The 21209-nt window shown below is 37.6% G+C and carries 20 protein-coding genes and 1 pseudogene; all 21 read right to left on the bottom strand.

The features are described 5' to 3' along the window. Window positions 1-1164 (bottom strand): dihydrolipoamide acetyltransferase family protein, encoded by a 1164-nt coding sequence (locus ACQKP0_RS10840; RefSeq protein WP_427406087.1) that lies wholly within the window; start codon window positions 1162-1164, stop codon window positions 1-3. Window positions 1165-1883: 719 nt separating this feature from the next. Then, complete coding sequence (locus ACQKP0_RS10835; RefSeq protein ID WP_427405858.1) at window positions 1884-2882, bottom strand: alpha-ketoacid dehydrogenase subunit beta; 999 nt, start codon at window positions 2880-2882, stop codon at window positions 1884-1886. Next, window positions 2879-3946 carry a pyruvate dehydrogenase (acetyl-transferring) E1 component subunit alpha gene (gene pdhA, locus ACQKP0_RS10830; protein ID WP_427405857.1) on the bottom strand — a complete coding sequence of 356 codons (1068 nt, stop codon included), beginning with the start codon at window positions 3944-3946 and terminating at the stop codon, window positions 2879-2881. The genes ACQKP0_RS10835 and pdhA overlap by 4 nt, the downstream gene beginning before the upstream one ends. Window positions 3947-4226: 280 nt before the next feature. Further along, window positions 4227-5336, bottom strand: coding sequence for a Leu/Phe/Val dehydrogenase (locus ACQKP0_RS10825; RefSeq protein ID WP_427405856.1), 1110 nt, complete (start codon window positions 5334-5336; stop codon window positions 4227-4229). A gap of 16 nt (window positions 5337-5352) precedes the next feature. Continuing rightward, the gene (locus ACQKP0_RS10820; RefSeq protein ID WP_427406086.1) at window positions 5353-5772 is read right to left on the bottom strand and encodes a thioesterase family protein; all 420 of its coding nucleotides are present in this window, start codon (window positions 5770-5772) and stop codon (window positions 5353-5355) included. 139 nt (window positions 5773-5911) lie between these two features. Beyond that, a complete protein-coding gene (locus tag ACQKP0_RS10815) occupies window positions 5912-6706 on the bottom strand; it encodes an ABC transporter ATP-binding protein (RefSeq protein WP_427405855.1) in 795 nt (264 codons plus the stop codon). After that, window positions 6684-7733 carry an ABC transporter permease gene (locus ACQKP0_RS10810; protein WP_427405854.1) on the bottom strand — a complete coding sequence of 350 codons (1050 nt, stop codon included), beginning with the start codon at window positions 7731-7733 and terminating at the stop codon, window positions 6684-6686. Before ACQKP0_RS10810 ends, ACQKP0_RS10815 begins: the two co-directional genes overlap by 23 nt. A 14-nt stretch (window positions 7734-7747) precedes the next feature. Then, window positions 7748-8752, bottom strand: a complete 1005-nt coding sequence (locus ACQKP0_RS10805) for an ABC transporter substrate-binding protein (protein WP_427405853.1) — start codon at window positions 8750-8752, stop codon at window positions 7748-7750. A gap of 217 nt (window positions 8753-8969) precedes the next feature. Then, complete coding sequence (locus ACQKP0_RS10800; RefSeq protein WP_427405852.1) at window positions 8970-9920, bottom strand: NAD(P)H-dependent flavin oxidoreductase; 951 nt, start codon at window positions 9918-9920, stop codon at window positions 8970-8972. A gap of 20 nt (window positions 9921-9940) precedes the next feature. Beyond that, window positions 9941-10831, bottom strand: coding sequence for a phenylacetic acid degradation operon negative regulatory protein PaaX (paaX, locus tag ACQKP0_RS10795; RefSeq protein WP_427405851.1), 891 nt, complete (start codon window positions 10829-10831; stop codon window positions 9941-9943). Window positions 10832-10881: 50 nt separating this feature from the next. After that, on the bottom strand, window positions 10882-12081 hold the full coding sequence (locus ACQKP0_RS10790) for an acetyl-CoA C-acyltransferase (RefSeq protein WP_427405850.1): 1200 nt from the start codon (window positions 12079-12081) through the stop codon (window positions 10882-10884). Next, window positions 12078-12944 (bottom strand): 3-hydroxyacyl-CoA dehydrogenase, encoded by an 867-nt coding sequence (locus tag ACQKP0_RS10785; RefSeq protein WP_427406085.1) that lies wholly within the window; start codon window positions 12942-12944, stop codon window positions 12078-12080. Before ACQKP0_RS10785 ends, ACQKP0_RS10790 begins: the two co-directional genes overlap by 4 nt. A gap of 72 nt (window positions 12945-13016) precedes the next feature. Further along, window positions 13017-13790: an enoyl-CoA hydratase-related protein gene (locus ACQKP0_RS10780; RefSeq protein ID WP_427405849.1), complete on the bottom strand. Its 774-nt coding sequence runs from the start codon at window positions 13788-13790 to the stop codon at window positions 13017-13019. Between the two features lie 10 nt (window positions 13791-13800). Next, window positions 13801-14577 (bottom strand): enoyl-CoA hydratase-related protein, encoded by a 777-nt coding sequence (locus tag ACQKP0_RS10775; RefSeq protein WP_427405848.1) that lies wholly within the window; start codon window positions 14575-14577, stop codon window positions 13801-13803. After that, window positions 14570-14863 (bottom strand): EthD family reductase, encoded by a 294-nt coding sequence (locus ACQKP0_RS10770; RefSeq protein WP_427405847.1) that lies wholly within the window; start codon window positions 14861-14863, stop codon window positions 14570-14572. Before ACQKP0_RS10770 ends, ACQKP0_RS10775 begins: the two co-directional genes overlap by 8 nt. A gap of 18 nt (window positions 14864-14881) precedes the next feature. Next, window positions 14882-15382, bottom strand: a complete 501-nt coding sequence (paaD, locus tag ACQKP0_RS10765; protein WP_427405846.1) for a 1,2-phenylacetyl-CoA epoxidase subunit PaaD — start codon at window positions 15380-15382, stop codon at window positions 14882-14884. 14 nt (window positions 15383-15396) lie between these two features. After that, window positions 15397-16245 carry a 1,2-phenylacetyl-CoA epoxidase subunit PaaC gene (gene paaC / locus ACQKP0_RS10760; RefSeq protein WP_427405845.1) on the bottom strand — a complete coding sequence of 283 codons (849 nt, stop codon included), beginning with the start codon at window positions 16243-16245 and terminating at the stop codon, window positions 15397-15399. Further along, a complete protein-coding gene (gene paaB, locus ACQKP0_RS10755; RefSeq protein ID WP_427405844.1) occupies window positions 16187-16561 on the bottom strand; it encodes a 1,2-phenylacetyl-CoA epoxidase subunit PaaB in 375 nt (124 codons plus the stop codon). Before paaB ends, paaC begins: the two co-directional genes overlap by 59 nt. A 254-nt stretch (window positions 16562-16815) precedes the next feature. Then, window positions 16816-17763 carry a 1,2-phenylacetyl-CoA epoxidase subunit PaaA gene (paaA, locus tag ACQKP0_RS10750; protein WP_427405843.1) on the bottom strand — a complete coding sequence of 316 codons (948 nt, stop codon included), beginning with the start codon at window positions 17761-17763 and terminating at the stop codon, window positions 16816-16818. 2 nt (window positions 17764-17765) lie between these two features. Further along, window positions 17766-19082, bottom strand: a complete 1317-nt coding sequence (locus ACQKP0_RS10745) for a phenylacetate--CoA ligase family protein (RefSeq protein WP_427405842.1) — start codon at window positions 19080-19082, stop codon at window positions 17766-17768. Between the two features lie 291 nt (window positions 19083-19373). Further along, window positions 19374-20750 (bottom strand): annotated as a pseudogene (locus ACQKP0_RS10740) (peptide MFS transporter); the annotation flags it as partial. Window positions 20751-21209 lie beyond the last annotated feature (459 nt).

Genomic DNA, 21209 nt, shown 5'->3' with positions numbered 1-21209 from the left:
CTATTTCAACTCCAATAGCATTCTTGTTGGATGTTCAAGCAAGTGTACGAATTGATTAGTAAACCCAACAGCTGTAGCGCCATCTGCAACACGATGATCAAAGGACATAGATAGATTCATCATACTCCTAATAACAATTTCATCATTGATTACCACTGGTTTCTTTTTCGTTTTATGAAAAGCAATCAATGCGGTTTGCGGATAATTAATAATTGGGGTTGCTCCAATACCACCTAATGGACCGACATTACTAATTGTAAAGGTGCCGTTAGAAATATCTTCCTTGGTCAATGAATTATTTTGAGCTTTCTCAATCAAACCTTTCATTTCTTCATGAATGGTTTTCAAAGTTTTTGATTCTACATTTCGAATGACTGGAACAATTAGCCCTTCTGCTGTATCGACCGCTACGCCGATGTTATACTCTTTTTTTAACTTTATTATCCCTTGCTCCTCATCTAAAACAGAATTATAAATAGGGAATTTAGCTAATGATAACTGTATAGCTTTTATAAAAAATGCGGCAACCGAAAGATTCACACCATCCTTCTTTAATTGTTTTTTACATTCCAATAAATTGGTCATATCTACTTCCTCAAAATGTGTAACATGAGGAATCGTATATAATGATTTACTCATGAGAGAAGCAATCTGCTTCCTGCGACCATTAAAAGGGATTTCTTCGATGACGGCTTCTGTTTTATCGTGGCGAACTATTTCAACCGGTTCCTCAAGCTTATTTATAAAATTATATACATCTTCATCCATAATCCTTCCTGCTGGTCCGGTCCCTTTAATTTTTTCAATATCAATTCCTAACTCACGTGCTATTTTTCTAGTAAATGGGGAGGCTAAAGTAATTCGTTTAGAATGTTCTACTTTGTTGCGATTAACTGTTGGGATAACCACTTTTTCTATTGGATTTGATTGCTCTGTTTCAATAATTAACAAGGTTGTACCTACAGACACATTCGTACCTTCATTAACAAGAATTTCCTTTACAGTTCCCGCTGCTGGAGAGGGAAGCTCCGCAGTCATTTTGTCTGTTTGAACTTCTACTAAAGGTTGATCACTTCGAACCTGATCACCTACCTTAACCAAGTATGTTAAAATCTCTCCTTCTGTCATTCCTTCACCAATATCATGAAGTTTTACTTCCACCAATTTTGTCACCTACTTTCTAGAAATTAGAATGGAAAAATAGGCGTGTCAACCTTTTTCCTCTTAGACTCTACTACCAGATCTTGTTGCGGGTTCCTTCTAGATCTACTTCTTTCCGCGCTTTTCTGGTAGATCTTGTTCCGGGTTCCAGCTTGATCTACTTCTTTTCGCGCTTATCTGGTAGATCTTGTTGCGGGTTCCTTTTTGATCTACTTCTTTCCGCGGTCTTCTGGTAGATCTTGTTGCTGGTTCCCTCTTGATCTACTTCTTTCCACGGTTTTCTGGTAGATCTAGTTGCCGTTTCCAGCTTGATCTACTTCTTTTCGCGGTTTTCTGGTAGATCTTGTTGTGGTTTCCCTCTTGATCTACTTCTTTCCGCGGTTTTCTGGTAGATCTAGTTACCGTTTCCCTCTTGATCTACTTCTTTCCACGGTTTTCTGGTAGATCTTGTTGCCGTTTCCCTCTTGATCTACTTCTTTCCGTGGTTTTCTGGTAGATCTTGTTGCAGTTTTAATATTAATCTACTTCTTTCCGCGGTTTTCTGGTAGATCTTGTTGCGGGTTCCAGCTTGATCTACTTCTTTCCACGGTTTTCTGGTAGATCTTATTACGGGTTCCATCTTAATCTACTTCTTTCCACAGTTTTCTGGTAGATCTCGTTCCGGTTTCCAGCTTGATCTACTTCTTTTCGCGGTTTTCTGGGCGGTATCAACGACTATTTTTTTAGAAAAACACAGCCTTATTAATTGCTTCAATGATCCTATCTTCATTTGGTAAATAGTGCTTTTCTAACGTATAAAATGGAACTGGGACATCAAAACCGGTCACTCGTTGGATAGGTGCTTTCAAATATAAAAATGATGTATCTTGAATTAAAGAAATGATGTCAGCGCCTAATCCACTTGTTGCATGTGCCTCATGGACGATAACGACTCTTCCAGTTTTTTGAACAGACTCTGAAATCATTTCTCTGTCTAACGGATATAAGGTTCGTAGATCAATTACATCGCACTGAATATTTTTTTCTTCTATTTTCTCTGCAGCTTTCATTACTAGAGGAACCATCGCTCCCCATGCAATTAATGTGACATCTTCTCCTTCTTTTAAACGATTTGCTTTACCGATTTCAATCGTGTATTTGTCGGTTGGCACCTCATCCTTAAAAGCTCGATAGGAACGCATTGGCTCAAGAAATAAAACCGGATCGGGATCCTCTATACTCGATATCAAAAGTCCCTTTGCATCATAAGGATTAGATGGACAAACGACTTTAATTCCCGGCATGTGGGTAAATAAAACTTCAACACTATCAGAATGTATTTCTGGAGCTTTCACCCCCGCTCCATACGGGGCACGAATGACAAGTGGAACGTGAAATCGACTCATCGTCCTCATTCTTATTCTCGTTGCATGACTCATGATTTGTTCGAATGCTGGATATATAAAGCCTAAAAACTGCATTTCAACCACTGGAACAAAGCCATTAATAGCTAAGCCAATTGCTGTACCAACAATCCCGGCTTCACTTAATGGGGTGTCAATGACTCTGTCCTCACCAAATTCCTGCTGGAGTCCTTCTGTTGCTCGAAATACGCCACCGTTTTTTCCTACATCCTCACCTAGCACAATGACTTCCTCCTGATCCTTCATCACGGTACGGAGGCCATCTGTCACTGCTTGCACTAGGGATAACTTTTGCGTTTTTTCTGCAATTACACTCATTTACTAGCGCCTCCTAAAAATTCATAGTATTGCTCTTTTTGATCTTTTATTGTCCAGGTCGGCTCAGCAAATACGTGATCAAATAAATCATCAATGTTTGGTTTTGGAAATGCCTCCATTTCTTCTACTGCTTTCTCAATTTCTATTACTGCAGCTCGAGATACTTCCTCTTTCCACTCTTCATCCCAAATCCCTTCGTTTTTCATATATTTTTCCAAACGTAAAAGTGGATCCTCATTTTGCCGTTTGATATCACTTATATTTTGATTTCGATATTTTGTCGGATCATCTGCTGTAGTATGTGCACCATATCTCCATGTCACCGCTTCGATTAGGGTAGGTCCTTCCCCACGTCTTGCACGGTCTAATGCCTTCTTCGTTTCAAAATAAACAGCTAATATATCATTTCCATCTAGACGAACACCCGGTATTCCATAAGCAACTGATTTTTGAGCAATTGTTTCTGAATTCATTTGTTTTTCAATTGGGACTGAAATAGCAAATTGATTATTTTGATTAAAAAACACGACCGGAGCTTTAAATACACTTGCAAAATTTAATCCTTCATGGAAATCCCCTTCAGAGGTTGCCCCATCACCAAAATAAGCAATCGCTGCATTATCGGTGCCTTTTCTTTTTTCTGCGATTGCCGCACCTGTAGCATGGAGCAATTGTGTCGCAATTGGTACTGCTGGTGGAAAAATTCGCTTCCCTTCCGGTGGTACACAGCCCTCTAATCTTCCATTCCAATATAGAAAAATCGTTTTTAATGAGTGTCCAAACGTAATGCTTGCTGCATGGTCACGGTAAGTTGGAAAAAGCCAGTCATCACCGTTTAATGCAAGTGCACTCCCAACCTGTGCAGCTTCCTGTCCTTCAAATGGAGCATAAGTTCCTAATCTCCCTTGCCTTTGAAGACTAATCGCTTTACGGTCAAATGTCCTAACTAGGATTAACCTTTCATATAATTCTTTAATAAATCCATATGAAAGCGCTTCCGAAACTTCGTTATTTAAAAGATTCCCATTTTCATCAAGATAACGAATCAGTTGAAATTGTTCCATTCTATACTCCCTCCTAGTGATTATTATTGTCCTGCTTCCATGCCTAGTCACTCGAGGCGAAAAGAAATCTTAACATTTGCTATAAGAGATTGCTCAAGATAACAACAAATATTCCTATCCCAACAATCAAAGATATTACAAATTGTATTTTTGGGAATTTTTTATTTTCTCGTTTCCTTTTTTGATAGGTAAGGACAAGAACAAGAACAAGTAAACAGCTTAATATTGAGTAGATCATCCACCAATCCAAAATTCCCACCGCCTTTTAGTTATTGCTTTTTTAATGCCTCACTTCCCACTTAGGACGTTTTTGGTGTGAGAAGAAGCTGTTCCTATGCTTTCTAGATTCTATTCGCTGTTTACAAAATTGATTAGCAGATTCTACAGTTGATATATTTTCATCTTCGGAATAACGGTATATTTCTAACAAAGAATTATAGATTGCTTTGGTTTTTTCCATCACTCTCTTTTTATTAGGACCATATAATTCATCAGATACCTGAATAAGTCCACCTGCATTTACGATATAGTCTGGAGCATATAGAATTTGTTTGTTCATGAGTATATCACCATGATGATCTTCTAAAAGCTGATTATTTGCTGAACCAACCACCGCTTTTACCTTCAACACATCAATTGTTTCATTATTGATGATACCTCCAAGTGCACAAGGCACAAATACATCAGCATCCACACCATATATATCATTTCCTGAGACAGCTTTTACGTGAGTATTACCAATTTCCTTTGCCCGATGTAAAAAGGCGTCGATTGCTTCGGAATTAATATCGGTAACATACAATGATGCTCCTTCTTCAAGTAGTGTTTCAGCTACTTTATAACCCACCTTACCCAATCCTTGAATCGAATAGGTCTTATCCCCAATTTGATTGGTTCCATAGAGTATTTCATTTGTTGCTTTTATTCCGTATATGACTCCTTGGGCTGTTGGCACTGAAGAATCTCCACTTCCTCCATATTCTTCTGGTATTCCAACAATACAATTGGTTTCTTTCATTGCATGAACAAAATCCTCTGGAGTAGTTCCCATATCTGTCCCTGTATAATAACGGCCATTTAATGAATCGATATATTGCCCCAATGCCCGAAATAATTCAGGTGTTTTATCCTTGGCTGGATCCCCTATAATTACCGTTTTCCCGCCACCGAAATCAACGTCAGCTGCTGCACATTTATAGGTCATTCCTTTAGACAGTCGAAGTGCGTCATTTAAAGCATGCTCAAACGTTTGGTACGGATACATTCGGCAGCCCCCAGTAGCTGGTCCCAAAGTTGTATTATGTATTGCAATAATCGCTTTTAAACCGGTTTTTGGATCGTTACAAATGACAACTTGTTCATGATCATATATCTCTTTAAATATGTCCATTTTAGAGTCTCCCTTACTAGAAGTTAATCTCAGATTCAGTTTCTTTTTTTGATGCATTTAACATTTGTTTAATTTTTGCCTTTGGAAGAATTACTTGCTTAACTTCCCCTTGGCCAATTAGTCCTTTTTCATTCCAAGCTTCTGTTTTTGTAATTACAATATTATTCTTTAATTCTATTAATGTAGCTTTTACCTGAACCTTTGTGTGGGCAGTTGTAGGTGCGATATGTTTAACATTAACTGCACCGCCTATCCCCTCTTCATGTTCTTCTAAGTAAGGAAAGATGATTTTTCTAGATGCCCATTCCATATGGTATACCATTGAAACCGTCGAATATGCCTCATGAACGACATTCCCTTCAAACCCAGCAAACATCTCAGGTGTAACCTCAAATTCTATCATTGCTGTTTGCCCGATCTCCATTCCTTCTTTCATTTCATCACTCCATTCTTCTTTCGTCATCTAGCTGCGACTACTTTGACTAAAAGCTGCGGAAGGTTTAATGTTAACCTTCCTCATCAGCTGTCTCGTTAGTTATTAGTGTAAGCAATAGAACTATCACTTTTCGTAGAATTTACGCTAGAAGTGTTTTATCACTCATCAAGCTTTCACCACGGATTTTTTGGAATTCCTTCATTAATTGATCAATCGTTAATTTCTTTTTTTCTTCTTCCTTAACTTCGAGAATGATTTGACCTTTATCCATCATAATAAGGCGATTCCCCAGGTCAAGGGCCTGCTGCATATTATGAGTAACCATAATGGTTGTTAAATGATCCTTCTCTACTAATTGTTTTGTCAGGTCTGTAATCAACCTTGCCCGAGAAGGATCAAGTGCAGCAGTATGTTCATCTAAAAGCAAAATGGATGGCTGAGTAAAAGTGGCCATTAGCAATGAAAGGGCTTGACGTTCTCCTCCGGATAATAAACCCACTTTAGCATTTAAGCGATTTTCTAAATTTAGGTGGAGAGTTTTCAATGATTCTTTAAAAAACTCCCTCCTATTCTTATCTACTCCTTTCCTAAGCGAACGAGATTTATTTCTGGAAAATGCCATTGCTAGATTTTCCTCAATAGACATTGATGGAGCTGTACCAGCCATCGGATCCTGAAATACTCTGCCGATAAATTTCGAGCGCTTAAATTCTGGTAATCTCGTAACATCCTTGTTATCAATTTTGACGGTTCCAACATCAGGTGTTAATACACCTGAAATCATGTTCATTAATGTCGATTTACCAGCACCATTACTCCCAATAACAGTAACAAAATCCCCTTTATCTAAAGTTAAATTTATTTGATCTAATGCCACTTTCTCATCTGGTGTTGCTTCATTAAAAATCTTGTTAATCTGTTCGAGGCGGAGCAATATGATCATCCTCCTTTTTCACGAGCATCTGTGACATCCGATCAGCATATCTTTTGGCTTTTCTTCGTTTTTCCCTTCGCTTTTCAAGAATTTTCGGTATGATCAATGCTAAGGTTACAATAATAGCAGTAATTAATTTCATGTCACCTGTATCTAAAATATTGATTTGAAATGCTAAGCCTAGGATCACTCTATATATAATTGCTCCAACAATTACCGCAAAAGTGGTACGAACTACCGTCTTCGTGCCAAAAATCGCTTCACCGATAATAACCGAGGCAAGACCAATAATAATCATCCCGATTCCCAAATTAATATCTGCAAACTTTCCATATTGGGCAATTAATGCCCCTGACAGGGCTACCAGCGCATTCGAAATACCTAAGCCTAAAATGATTAATGAATCCGTATTCGCTGAAAAACTACGAATCATTCTTTGATTATCCCCAGTTGCTCTTAATGCAAGGCCTACTTCCGTTTGTAAAAATCGGTCGGTAATCAATTTGATGACCAAAGTAATAATTAGCATTAAAATCGCAATTCCCCATGTTGTAGGTATATTTTGAACACCTATTAAGCCAATAACATGATTCAGCCATTGATCAATGCCTAAAGGCTGCCAAAAGTGAATAAACTTTGTTAAAATCGTTTCTGAATTTAATAAAGGAATATTAGGCCTCCCCACAGAAGTACTAGAGGACGTACCCATAATCCGTAGATTTATGGAGTAAAGAGCGATCATCATTAAAATTCCAGACAACAGAGGATTAATTTTCCCTTTTGTATGTAATATCCCAGTTATACATCCTGCAATAAAACCAGCAACGATGGCCATACAAGTAGCTAGAATCGGATTGTAGCCTAAGACAATCATTGTTGCCGCTACTGAACCACCGGTTACAAAGCTACCATCCACTGTAAGATCTGGAAAATCAAGCACTCGGAATGAAAGATACACACCAAGTGCCATGATTGCATAGATGATTCCCTGCTCTACTGAGCTAAAAATGGTCGAAAACGAAAACATTGAATCATCTCCTATTACTTACTATATTCGGCTTTCCAATCCTCCTTGACCTCAACTCCAATGGTTTTAGCAGTCTCCTGATTGATCACCAATTTTAAATTTTGAGGTAATTGAGCAGGCATTTCTGACGGCTTTTTCTCTCCTTTTAAAACTTTGACGGCCATTTGACCTGCTTCATAGCCGATATCAAAGTATTCAAAACCGAATGCACCAAGTGCCCCCCCTTTCACCGAATCAAATTCCGCTGCCATCATAGGCAATTTATTTTCATTAGCAACTGATACGACTGATCCGAGTGCAGATACAACTGTATTATCAGAAATAATATATAATCCATCTACTTTCCCAACAAGTGATTCAGTTGCTAGTTTCACATCAGCCGACGAGGCAACAGGAGCTTCTTTAATTTCTAAACCTAAGCCACTAGCAAGCTTTTTCACATTATCTACTTGAGCGCGAGAATTCTGTTCTCCCGAGTTAAAAACCATTCCTATTTTTTTAATATTAAGTTGTTCTTTCATAAATTTTAATGTGTTTGGAATTGCATCTGGGTGAGTATCAATTGTTCCAGTGACATTCGCTCCGGGCTGATCCATTGAGGAAACAAGTTCAGCACCAACTGGGTCTGTTACTGAGGTAAAAATGATTGGTATGTCTTTGGTGGCACTTGCAACTGATTGGGCACTTGGTGTTGAATTAGCAAAGATGAGGTCCACTTTTGAATTGACTAAATTATTGGCAATGGTAGAATTATTACTCGGTTCATTTTGTGCATTTTGAATATCGTATTCCACTTTTAAGCCGGATTCTTCAATCGCTTTTTTAAAGCCATCAAAAGCTGCATTTAAGGAAGGATGTTCAACGATTTGGGTAACGCCGATCTTATACGTCTTCTCAGAAGGCTTTGAATCGCCATTCGCTTCTCCTCCAGCAGGTTTCTTATCATTTTGTGTGCCACATGCAGTTAATAAAATTGCACTAAATAAAACGATAGCACTTTTTTTCCAACCTATTTTCATCCCATTTCCCCCCATAATCTTCTTTCAAAATAACAAACAAAGTAAAAACAAATACGAATTTCTGTTTACCTAATTATCATTTGATACCTCCTTAAAAATGTGTTTGTAAAAAATCGAATCGTTACAGTACTTGAGATCGCATTTTCAAAATGTTCCGAAATTTCTACAACTGTCGATTCACTGTGATAATTTCTTCAAATTAGCTATATGTTCCTGCTTATAAATTGATTTGATTTACTACGTTTTTCAACTTTTTTCGACAGTCCTGCATAATCTCTTCAAAAAGTTCACTTATGGTTGGTTCATTACTGATTAGTCCTGCAATTTGGCCGCTATTCATAAAGCCTTTTTTATCGTCGCCTTCAATAGCTCCTAGTAGATGATGTTTTTCACTGGTAGACTCTGCAAATTCTTGGTTAGAATACTCTCCTTCATTTTTTAAGAGGTTCGATGCATAATCTCCTTCTAACACTCTCCTTATCTGTCCATGAGATCGACCAATGATAAGTGTGTTATGATCATTTGCATTTATTATTTTGTTTTTATATTCTTTTGAAAAAGGTGCTTCCTGTGTAGCCACAAATCTAGTTCCCATTTGAACCCCTTGGGCACCAAGTGCTAATGCAGCCAAAAGCCCCCTTCCATCTGCAATACCTCCCGCTGCAATAACAGGAACTTTTACTGCATCTACAACTTGAGGGATTAATGTTAAGGTTGTTGTTTCAAATGGTGAATTAATCCCTGCGGCTTCATAACCTTCAGCAATAATGACATCCGCTCCTGCTTGTTCTGCTTTCACCGCTTGGTTTACTGCACCAATAACAACCATTACCTTCACACCATGTTCATGTAATTTTGAGATGAAAGGTGCCGGATTACCAGCAGATAATGAGACGATTGGCACCTTATATTTTAATATCAGTTCAACCATTTCATGGATAAATGGAGTTACTTTTATAGGAAGATTAACAGCAAAAGGTTTATTAGTAAGTCCTTGTATTTCATTAATCATCTTTTCTACATCATCAGGAGTTAACGTACCTACTCCGATTGTTCCAAGACCACCTGCATTAGAGATTGATGAAGAAAGTTTAGCATTGCTTATATTTCCCATCCCTCCTTGTATGATAGGAAGGTCTATTCCAAGTAGTTCTACTAGCGTATTCATTTTGTCCCCTCTTTTTTTCGCTAATCTTCCAATATTAAAGGATGCTGGAAAATATCATATTTTTTATTTTTCCGTTTCAATTCATTTCCTTCTCTAAAAACCGTTTCAAAAAATTCTCCTGCCGGTTCTGCTAATTCCCTGTAATAATCAGAAAATAGTAGGGCTGCTTGATTTCCAAGCCATTTTTCTGGAAGTAATTCTTCAGGTAATCCTGGATCGATAAATAAAAATTTTCTATATTCATGGACAAGCTTTGTTCTTTCGACAAAACAATCAGCAGGTGTCATTTTTCCACTTTGAATTTTTATTTTTGCTATTTCATATTTTTCCTGATATCCATCTATAAATCTTTTATACTGGGAGTTAATCTCGGCTATATCCCAACATTCCTGGATAAGCCTTTGATGTTCATGCGGGCCTTGATATTCCGTCAAAAATACATGAACATTTTCACTGATTTCATATTTTTCTATAAGCGTATTTACTTGTTTAGTTAAATGATTAGGGGAAATCCAACAGCTATTCGCAATTGCACCGAAGCCACTCCATATTAGCTCCTTTCTTAATTCATCACGAATAGTCCGTCTCTCCTCTGGAATAGAGTAGGTAAGCATTATCCATTTCCCATCCCATTTTTCCTGTTTTAATTTAAAAATCCGGGTTGCTGCTTCATCCATACGATCGACACCGCGGGGTGTTAAATAATAGTAGCTTTTGTTTCCTTCTTTTCTTGATTCAACCCAGCCTTGTTTACTCATCCTTGATACAGCTGCTCTGACAGATTGCTCGTTATGTCCAAATACTTTCAATAATTTAATTAAACTACCGATCCAAATCTCATTACCATAATGCCGAATGTAATCCCCGTATATTGTAAAAATCATCGATCTTGTATTAAGACTGCTGTTCATCTAAAAACTACCTTCCTTTTTTTGTATGTTTCATGTTTGGTGAACAGCTGCTAAACATTTTCAACAATCGTGGCAATCCCTTGGCCAACACCTATACACATAGTCGCTAAACCAACTTCTGTACCCCTTCGTTTCATTTCATAAATCAATGTTGTTAAAATTCTGGCTCCACTGGCACCCAGCGGATGACCAAATGCGATTGCTCCACCATTAACATTTACAAATTCTTGATTAAGTTCTAGCTGTCTAATGCATTCTATTGATTGCGAAGCAAATGCTTCATTAATTTCAACTAAACCGATATCCTTAATAGTCAACCCTGTTCGTGCTAATACTTTTCTAGTAGCATAAACCGGACCGAGACCCATTACAGCTGGTTCAAGTCCTGCAGTAGCTGTTGCTTTATATTTAACTAAAGTTGTTAATCCGAGATCCTTTGCCTTTTTTTCACTCATCATGAGCAAAGCTGCAGCTCCGTCATTAATTCCCGATGAATTTCCTGCTGTTACGGTTCCATCCATAAATAATGGTTTTAATTTCCCTAAAGCTTCAATGGATGTATTGGGCCTCGGATGTTCATCATTAACAACTTCAGTAACATTTCCTTTTCGATCGACGATTGGGACAGGTACAATTTCTCGGTCGAAAATATTTTGTTCCATTGCTCTGCTTGCTTTCATTTGGCTTAACCATGCAAATCGATCCTGTTCTTCTCTAGTAATCTGATATCTTTTGGCCACGTTTTCAGCCGTTTCAGGCATCGAATCAGTTCCATACATTTCTTTTAAACGAGGATTAATAAAACGCCAGCCAATCGTTGTATCGAACAATTCCATATTCCCTCTCGGAAACTCTTGCTCCGGTTTCGCCATGACAAAAGGGGCTCTTGACATGCTTTCCGTGCCTCCAGCGATAAAAATATCTCCTTCACCTACAGCTATCGCTCTAGCTGCATAGTTCACCGCATCTAAACCAGACCCACACAAACGATTAATCGTTGTTGCAGCGGTTTCGACTGGCAGTCCAGCAAGAAGTGTAGACATCCTCGCAACATTTCTATTATCTTCTCCAGCTTGATTGGCATTTCCAAATACAACCTCTTCAATCTCATTTATTGGAATGTTCGGGTTTCTTTCCAGTAAGGCTTTAATAACAACGGCACCAAGATCATCTGGGCGAACATTTTTCAATGTCCCTTTATATCTTCCTATTGGTGTACGGACTGCATCAACTATGACAACGGTAATCATCGTGAATCACCTCCAGAGGTGTAATCATAAACACCAATCCCAGTCTTTCTTCCAAGTCTACCAGATTTCACATATTGAACCAAAAGTGGTGCTGGACGATATTTTTCACCTAATGTTTGATATAAATAATTTAAGTTATTCAATCTTGTATCAAGACCCACTAAGTCAGCTAATTCGAAAGGCCCCATAGGATAGTTCAAGCCAAGCTTAATTGCTTTATCAATATCCTCTGGTTTGCCGATCCCTTCTTGCAGCATATAAAATGCCTCATTCCCAACTAATGCACTAATTCTGCTTGTTACAAATCCGGGAAATTCATTAACAACAACGGTTTCCTTCCCCATTTTTTCAGCAATTCCCCTAATAATTTCTGCAGTTTCATCATCCGTTTCTAAGCCCTTAATTATTTCGACTAATGGCATTTTATGTACAGGATTAAAAAAATGCATAGCAATAACCTTTTGCGGTCGTGTTGTAAAGGATGCAATTTCTGTTGGACTCATCGTTGAAGTATTTGTAGCAAAAAGACAATGTGCTGGAGATAATTGATCAATCGCTTCAAAAATACTTTTCTTTATTTCTATTTTTTCAGGGACAGCTTCAATTACTAGGTCAGCTTTATTTACTGCCTCCCCTAAATCATGTACATAAACGAGCCTATTTTCAGCACTTTGTCTATCTTGCGGAGTTATTTTCTTTCTAGCAATCCCTTTTTGAAAAATATTCCCGATCTCATCTCTAGCTGTTACTAATGATTTTTCATCTATATCATATAAATGGACCGAAAACCCAGCCAGTGCTGCAACATAAGCAATCCCCCTGCCCATAACCCCTGAACCTATAACCGCAATATTTTGAATCAATCCAACCATCCTCTCGGTAAATTCTTTTTTGAGAGATGCGGATATTGTTCACAAATACCCGCTATAAACATTTTAATTCCCTTTAAAAAGAGGTTTTCTTTTTTCTAAAAAGGCGGCAATTCCTTCTTTGTGATCGGAGGATTGGCCGGCAATCTTTTGTGCATATGCTTCTTTTTCTAAAACCTCTTGTAAATTAGAATCCCAACTTTGATTTAAATAGCGCTTGATTAATCCAATTGTTTTTGTAGGCATACTGGCTAACTTTTCAGCAAAAGCTGTAACTTCCTCATCCCATGATTCGACTGATATGACTTGTGTTACAAGACCAACATTTTTAGCTTCATTTGCTGAAATTTTCTCACCTAATATCGCCAGTTCCAACGCTTTAGCATGGCCTACGATTCTAGGAAGATAATACATATTACCTGAGTCAGGCACTAAACCAACATGGATAAATGCTTCAATATAGCTAGACTTCTCAGAGGCTAGACGAAAGTCGCATGCGAGAGCTAAGCTTAGCCCTGCACCAGCAGCTGTTCCGTTAATAGCAGCTATTATAGGTTTTTCAATTGACGCCATTTGTTGTACCATCGGATTATAATACTTTCTTAACAGATCACCATAGTCTGTATCTTCCTTTACTGATTGAAGGTCTTGGCCTGCACAAAACGCACGACCAGCTCCAGTAATCACGATACTTCGAACCTCTGTATTCTTTGCTGCTTCTTTAAGAGCTTCTTTTACCTCTATTTTCATTTGTTCGTTAAATGCATTTAGTTTTTCCGGTCGATTTAATGTAAGCCAAGCTACACGATTTTTCACTTCATATACTACTGTCTCGTACATGTAATCCCCCTTATCTCCCTTTAAATTCGGGCTTTCTTTTTTCAAGAAATGCTCTCATGCCTTCTTTTTGATCTTCTGATGAGAATAATAGTGAAAAATTTTTACGCTCATATTGCATTCCCTCATAAAGAGAATAGTCGATAGCTTTATTAACAGCTTCTTTGATAAAGCGTACTGAAAGTGCAGGTTTTTCCGCTAGCTTTTTCGCATACTTTATCGTTTCTTCTACTACTAACTCCTTAGGAAAGATCTTATTAATAATCCCAAAACGAACGGCTTCTTCTACCGACATCATTTCACCGGACCAAAGCCACTCTAACGCTTTTGTTTTCCCCATTAATTTCGTTAATCTCTGTGTCCCCCCAGCACCCGGCATAACCGCTAAATTAATTTCGGGAAATCCAAACTTCGCATCTTCTGCTGCAAATAGAAGATCACAGACTAGTGCTAGCTCAAAACCTCCACCCAATGCAAAACCATGCACTGCTCCGATGATTGGCTTTTTTATTAATGCTAGATGATCCCAATCGGCAAATTGATTTAACAATTCAAGATCAACCGCATCATTTTGAGCCATTTCACCGATGTCCGCCCCAGCGGCAAATGCCTTCCCATTTCCGAATAACACAATGACCTTCACATCATCATCCTGATCCATTTCTATAAACGCATTGACAATTTCATGAACCATTTTTCGGTTCAATGCATTCAATACTTTCGGTCGATTTAAACGTATCGTTCCAATCTTTTCAAACTGTTCAACCTGAATGTGTTGATAATTAATCATTCGTATCTTCACCAAACATAAATGTTACTAGATCCCCAGCGAATTCCATCACATCTTTTCCAGATGCCTTTGATTCAGGTGTCTTTGAAGCTTCTTTAAAAGCCTCTTTGCTTTCATAGGACATAACGCACATTAAGTAATACGGACTGGAACTAGACATTTTTGTAACTTCTACCTTCTTCAGTCCTGGTATTTTCTTCGATAATGGAATATGACTATTAAAATAATGTTCATCAAAGCTTGCTGTGTCCTCTGGTTTTTTATATAAAGCGATCATTTTGTACATTGTGCATTCTCCTCTCATTTACATTAAATTAGAAATTGGTTTCATTGCTTCAAATGGGTTTTTGCAAATTTTACAATACAAAATACTTCGGCAAGCGGTCGGTCCAAATAGGTTTTCCATCGTTGTGTAATACGAGCCGCAATACGGACATTCAACTTTCCATTCGTTACTTTGAACAATAAACTCCGGCGGTGGGGCTATACCGAATAACTTTAGCTTTTCTTTTCCTTCATCTGTAATTCGATCGGAAGTCCATGGTGGATGATAAATAAACTCCACATCAACAGCAGTTACCTCAGTTAATTTCTGAACCTCTTCAATGATATTTTTTTTAATAATTTCTAATGCAGGGCATCCTAAAAATGTAGGCAAAGCCTTTATTAGAACCGTTTTGTTATCCTGAATATTGATTTCTTCAACCATTCCTAAATCGATCACACTGACCGACGGAATCTCAGGATCCTTTACATTTCTCAAACAATTTTCCACTTTTAAAAATAATTCGTTTTTTAGGAGCAAAGCTGCCTCCTCCCTTACCAAGATGCTTGTGGATCCAATTCATACACTTCACTTAAAGTTGATAGAGCCTGGTTTAAATCCTCAGTATGGTATCCATCCCTTCCATTTCCTTTTTTCATTTGGGGTTCCCCTGGATAAGGTAGGGATACTTCCTCAAACACCTTCCTCATTTCTACTTCCCAGCGTTGTTTAAACAAACTCTCTTCTTCAATTAGTCCAAATTCCGACATTAATTTGCTTTTCGGACCGTATGTTAGCAGTCCTTCCATTTCATCCCATACCCTTTGAATGGCAGCATGCATTCTCGTTCTCCCTTCTCCTTTGCTTAAACAAAGCTGATTAAACCATACCTTCCAATGCATAATATGATAATATTGCTCCATTTTCATTTTCATCGCAGCATGGGATAAAGGTTCATAGGATGATTGTTTTAGAGCTTCAAGTTTTAGTTTTTTATAAGTGTCATAGAAATAATGACGCACTACAGTGAATGCCCAATCATATTTTGGCTTTTCTAAGTACGTTCCTGTACCATTTGCCATTTCAAGTAAAATAGCATTCTTTCGTTCAGCACTTTTTCTAGAATGAGCAAGTTCATCTGCTAATCCTTCATCTAGAGATTCTAGCAGCTCATAATACATAACAGCGTGACCCATTGTATCCTGATTGATAGATGCATATGCAATATCTGCTTCTATATGCGGAACTAGCCCGAGCCATTCAGACCCTCGATATGCTAGAATGAAATCATCATCGGCTAATTGGTATAAAAGTTCGATTAGTACGCTTTTGTATTCATTATTTTCATTTACGTTCTGCCGATCCACGCTGGTCTCCTCCCCATGACATAATTTCCTTTTCATCTAATATTTGTTGCTCATATTGACGCCATTTCTTTTTTAAATAGCCATATCCTTTAGTTAATCGATAATCCTTATTATCTATCCGCGAAAAAGAATTTTTTTCCTCGGCACTGGCTTTCCGAATATCGGATCTTTTCACTACCCAAATGTCTACAACTGGTTCGCGACGCATAAAATTTTCTTGTGCCATAACAAAGGCCATTTCTTGGTTCGGTGCAAGCAAACTAAATTGATGTAGCATATCTGACTTAAAGGTGCGTCTACTAAAAACTTCAAACACCTCATAAAAGTCATTGGAATTGTGCTTTTCGTGCAAATGAATCACTCCTTATAAGAAAAGCGTAAGCGCCGCAGCTCTAGCGTACGGATGAGTGAAATTTGAAGTACCAATTTCACCTTCGTAGTCTTCGACTGAGATAAAGGAAACACGGCGAGGTAGTTCAGGAGCCGATGCCCGCTTATCGTAGGGAGAAGACGAAGAAATCAGCTAGCCGATGGCTGCTTGCGCTAGACAGAATTAACTTTCTTATCTTAAAACCAATTACAGTTTTATTTTCAAACTAATATCTTTTAACCTAACGCCTCACGCACCCAGCGATTATTCTCATATGCCATTAGTCGGAGTTCGAGTCGAGACTTCGATTTCGGACCATTATTTGATATGATCTTTTTGAATTCATTCCAGTCTGGTTGTCGATATATCCATACACCTTCTTCTTGATCGAAGTGCATCGTTTCATCTGGAAGCTTCAAACCGAGTGCAAGGACTCTTGGAACGTATTTTGTAAAAAAATTTTGGCGTAATTGTTCATTTGTTTTTGTACGTATTTTGTATTTAATCGTAAGATCTTGTTTAGATGATCCTGTTGTTTGTGCAGTTGCAGGACCAAAAAACATTAAAAGAGAATCCCACCATCTATTTAAAGAATCCTGCAGCATCTCTCTTTGCTGCTCAGTCCCTTCCGCAAGTGCCATAATAATGGATTCACCGTGCTGGGCATGAAATACTTCCTCTGCACAAATTCTTTGCAAAGCTCTTGCGTATGGACCATAGGATGCTTGAAGCATATTTGTTTGTGTCATAATCGCAGCTCCATCAACGAGCCAGGCGATCATTCCGGCATCGGCCCATGTTGGTGCCTCCATATGAAAAACGTTATGAAATTTCAATCTACCGGTAAATAAATCTTCCATGATATCTTCTCGGGTTTTACCTAACGGCTGAAGGAGATCCTCTACAACACGAAGTAAAAGCTGTCCATGCCCCATCTCATCTTGAACCTTCGCCATAATGCCAAGCTTTTTACGTAATGAAGGTGCTTTCGGTACCCATTCTTTTTCCGGCAATGCTCCCATAATTTCACTTATACCATGCATGGAAATCAGTTTAATTAACACCATCCGATAATCATCTGGCATCCAATCGTCGGCTTCAATTTTCTCACCATTGTTTATTTTTCCCATAAACTGTTCTAGCTTTTCTTCTTCTGTCAATTTGTTTATATCAACAATACTCATGACTATCTCCTTTCTTGAAGCTTTTTGCGATGATCAACAACTCGTACCGCCTTTCCTTCGGATCTTGGAATCCCCTTTGGGGGATGAATGATTATATTCATAGATACTAGACAATGAGATTTCATTTTTTCGTATATTTCTGCTTGAAGTGTTTGTATTAAAGGATGTTGAAGATTCTGGGATGATTTTTGAAACAGGTCTTCATTTATTTCAACGTGAAGCTGGGTTTCATCTAATGAGGATGTTCTAAGAAGATGTACTTGATAATGTGGTGCAATTTCTTTTATTTGAATAAGATGATGTTCTATTTCTGAAGGAAAAACATTTATCCCTCTGATGATTATCATATCGTCAATACGGCCTTTTATTCGGGACATTCTTGTCGTCGAACGGCCACAAATACACTTTTCAGTGGTAATACTTGCGATATCTCCGGTTCTGTATCTAATAATTGGAAGCGCTTCCTTTTGTGTGCTTGTAAAAACCAATTCGCCTTCTGTACCTTCAGGAACCGGCTCTAGAGTGCTTGGATTAATGACTTCAACTAGAAAATGATCCTCTGCAATATGTAGTCCATTTTGACCTTCATAACATTCCATTGCAACACCAGGTCCAACAACTTCACTAAGACCATATATATCGCAAGCCTTTATATTAAATAAGTCTTCAAGTTTTGTCCGCATTTTCTCCGACCACGGCTCTGCACCAAAAATACCAATCTTTAATGAAGTTTCCCGAGGATTGTAACCAAGTTCAAGCATTCTCTCTCCTATATTTAGTGCATATGAGGGAGTAGAGCAAAGAATTGTTGGTTTTAAATCTTGAATCATATGAATTTGTCGATCGGTATTTCCTCCAGAAATCGGGATAACTGTAACACCTAATTCTTCCCCGCCATAATGGAGGCCAAGTCCACCAGTAAATAAGCCGTACCCATAAGCATTATGAAGTATATCACCAGATTTACCTCCAGCTATAGAAATGGCTCTTGCAACCATGGAAGACCAATCAGCGATGTCCTTTTTCGTATACCCAACCACTGTCGGTTTCCCGCTAGTTCCTGATGAGGCATGGAGGCGAACTATTTCGTGTTGACTTGTTGCAAATAGTCCAAATGGATAGTGATCACGCAAGTCTTGTTTCGTTGTAAAGGGAAGTTTTTGAATGTCATCTAAGGATTGTATATCTTGAGGTGTGATATGATGTTCGAGAAATTTTTGCTGATAAAATGGTACTTGCTCATAAACCCGATTAACTGTGTTTTTCAAACCTTGCAGCTGTTGAAGTTTAATTATTGAACGATCTTCAGATTCAATCATAAATTCCTCCTTGCGCTAGATTGTAAAAAACATATCTTTACTTTATATGACGTTTTTATCTCGTAGATACATATTTACGTTATATTAATTTCAGAATAACTTTCTCTTTAAATGTTGTCAATTGTTTTTTCGGAAATTACATTCAATTTAGATTATTGTGAAACCAACATCAAAAAAAGGAATGCTCTTAAAGAGCACCCCTTATTAAATCAATTTTTAGTTTATTCCTAAAACACCATCTTTGACGTTATCTTCTTGTTCTTTTGTCTCGTTTTCTAGCTCATCCTCACCCATCATTTTCACAAGTTTTCTGGAAATTAAGAGTAGCAATAAACCGAGGACAATAGCTACAAGTCCAATTAAACCAAAGACTTCAAAATATCCCATTGATTCTGTATATGCACCTAGACGGCCAGCTAATATGTTTGCAACACCTGAGCTTCCTAACCAAACCCCCATTAATAGTGATGCAAATTTTACTGGTGCAATTTTGCTGACAAATGACAATCCAACTGGAGATAAGAAGAGTTCTCCAACTGTATGGAATAGGTAAGTAAACACAATAAATAAAATGTTTGCTTTTGCAGTGATATTACTTTCATTACTGCCTGTTTTCATAATTGCCAATAATAAAACTATATAACCTAATCCCAATAGGATCATACCAAAAGCCATCTTAGTTGGGACAGCCAAATCACCTTTTTTTCTATTAGATAGCTTGACCCACAGCATCGAAACAAGTGGTGCTAATAAAACGATAAATAACGGATTTACCGATTGGAACCAAGAGGTGGGAATTTCCCATCCGAAGATAGAACGATCAACAAACTTATCAGTGTATAAGCTCATTGCCCCACCAGCTTGTTCAAATCCTGCCCAAAAGAATACAACAAATGCTGCAAGAATAAAAATTACTCCAACTCTTTGCTTTTCTCTCTTTGTTAACTTCGTTTTCACATTTTTTCCTGCAGCTGATACAGCAGGCTTGCCAGTTGGTTTTTTACCAATATCACCAAGATATCGATTTCCTAATGCATTAAAAAATATTTGTCCGATGACCATTCCAATAGCAGAAGCAAGAAAACCATATTTATAACCATGTTCGATTACACCATTTGCTTGAATAGCAAACCATTTATCTGTAATCAGTCCAATGATTAATGGTGAGAAAAAGGCCCCAATGTTTACTCCCATGTAGAAAATCGTAAATGCGGCATCACGACGTTTATCACCTTCAGAATACAATCCACCAACAACAGTAGAAATATTTGGTTTAAAGAAACCGTTACCGATAATTAATAAGATTAAACCAATATAAACAGCTGTTAAGCTTTGATGAGCAAACAATACGAAATTTCCCAGCGCCATTGTTATCCCACCAATAGTGATTGCTAATCTTTGTCCTAAGAAACGGTCAGATAAATATCCACCAATAAGTGGTGTTAAATAAACCATACCTGTAAAATAGCCGTAAATCAAAAGTGCAGTACTTCCGTTCATTCCTAAACCACCATTAACTAATGATTTAGTTAAATAAAGAATAAGAATAGCTCTCATACCAAAGTAACTAAAACGTTCCCACATTTCTGTCAAAAATAACAAGTATAATCCAGGTGGGTGCTTTTTTGATTTTTTGGACGCTAGTTGATTTTCTAAAGTTGTGTCCACATTTTCTCCCCCTAGTCTGATATAATTATTTCAGTATAAAAATATCATAATTTAAAAATAATTAGATAGTCAACCAAATTTTTAGAAAAAGCAAAATTGCAAACTTTCATAATAGAGTTTACCTTTTGAACAAGACTAATAAACCACTTTTAATCCTCATTCTTTAAACTTAGTAACTTCCAAAAAATAATTACGCCGCCTGAATTTACTATATTAAAATAGTTTTCAAGAATAGTAATTTAAATGCTTTTATGGCTTATCTTGTTAATAAAACTCCAATTAGAATAGAAATTAGGAAATATCATCTGCTTAATCCATTATTTAGGTAAAAAATCCTTGAGTAGCTATATACTCAAGGATTTTTTAGAAGGTAAGAAAGTATAAAATTTACTAAGGGTATTAGTCATGAAAAGTGTCTGCTGTGTCTAGCTCCAGCGCCTATTGGCTAGCGGATTTCTC

The sequence above is a fragment of the Heyndrickxia sp. NPDC080065 genome, from assembly GCF_050281185.1.
Lineage (GTDB): Bacteria > Bacillota > Bacilli > Bacillales > Bacillaceae_C > Heyndrickxia.
The sequence above is the reverse complement of the archived record's forward strand: the minus strand, read 5'-3'. Positions and strand labels throughout refer to the sequence as shown.

What these genes read in the sequence shown, in the direction of transcription:
- ACQKP0_RS10745 (WP_427405842.1), bottom strand. Translation starts at nt 19,082, where the DNA reads ATGATTGAATCTGAAGATCGTTCAATAATTAAACTTCAACAGCTGCAA.
- paaA (WP_427405843.1), bottom strand. Translation starts at nt 17,763, where the DNA reads ATGAGTATTGTTGATATAAACAAATTGACAGAAGAAGAAAAGCTAGAA.
- ACQKP0_RS10790 (WP_427405850.1), bottom strand. Translation starts at nt 12,081, where the DNA reads ATGATTACCGTTGTCATAGTTGATGCAGTCCGTACACCAATAGGAAGA.
- ACQKP0_RS10800 (WP_427405852.1), bottom strand. Translation starts at nt 9,920, where the DNA reads ATGAATACGCTAGTAGAACTACTTGGAATAGACCTTCCTATCATACAA.
- pdhA (WP_427405857.1), bottom strand. Translation starts at nt 3,946, where the DNA reads ATGGAACAATTTCAACTGATTCGTTATCTTGATGAAAATGGGAATCTT.
- ACQKP0_RS10820 (WP_427406086.1), bottom strand. Translation starts at nt 5,772, where the DNA reads ATGAAAGAAGGAATGGAGATCGGGCAAACAGCAATGATAGAATTTGAG.
- ACQKP0_RS10825 (WP_427405856.1), bottom strand. Translation starts at nt 5,336, where the DNA reads ATGGACATATTTAAAGAGATATATGATCATGAACAAGTTGTCATTTGT.
- ACQKP0_RS10810 (WP_427405854.1), bottom strand. Translation starts at nt 7,733, where the DNA reads ATGTTTTCGTTTTCGACCATTTTTAGCTCAGTAGAGCAGGGAATCATC.
- ACQKP0_RS10770 (WP_427405847.1), bottom strand. Translation starts at nt 14,863, where the DNA reads ATGTACAAAATGATCGCTTTATATAAAAAACCAGAGGACACAGCAAGC.
- paaC (WP_427405845.1), bottom strand. Translation starts at nt 16,245, where the DNA reads ATGAAAAGGAAATTATGTCATGGGGAGGAGACCAGCGTGGATCGGCAG.
- ACQKP0_RS10805 (WP_427405853.1), bottom strand. Translation starts at nt 8,752, where the DNA reads ATGAAAATAGGTTGGAAAAAAAGTGCTATCGTTTTATTTAGTGCAATT.
- paaX (WP_427405851.1), bottom strand. Translation starts at nt 10,831, where the DNA reads ATGAACAGCAGTCTTAATACAAGATCGATGATTTTTACAATATACGGG.
- ACQKP0_RS10835 (WP_427405858.1), bottom strand. Translation starts at nt 2,882, where the DNA reads ATGAGTGTAATTGCAGAAAAAACGCAAAAGTTATCCCTAGTGCAAGCA.
- ACQKP0_RS10780 (WP_427405849.1), bottom strand. Translation starts at nt 13,790, where the DNA reads ATGTACGAGACAGTAGTATATGAAGTGAAAAATCGTGTAGCTTGGCTT.
- ACQKP0_RS10775 (WP_427405848.1), bottom strand. Translation starts at nt 14,577, where the DNA reads ATGATTAATTATCAACACATTCAGGTTGAACAGTTTGAAAAGATTGGA.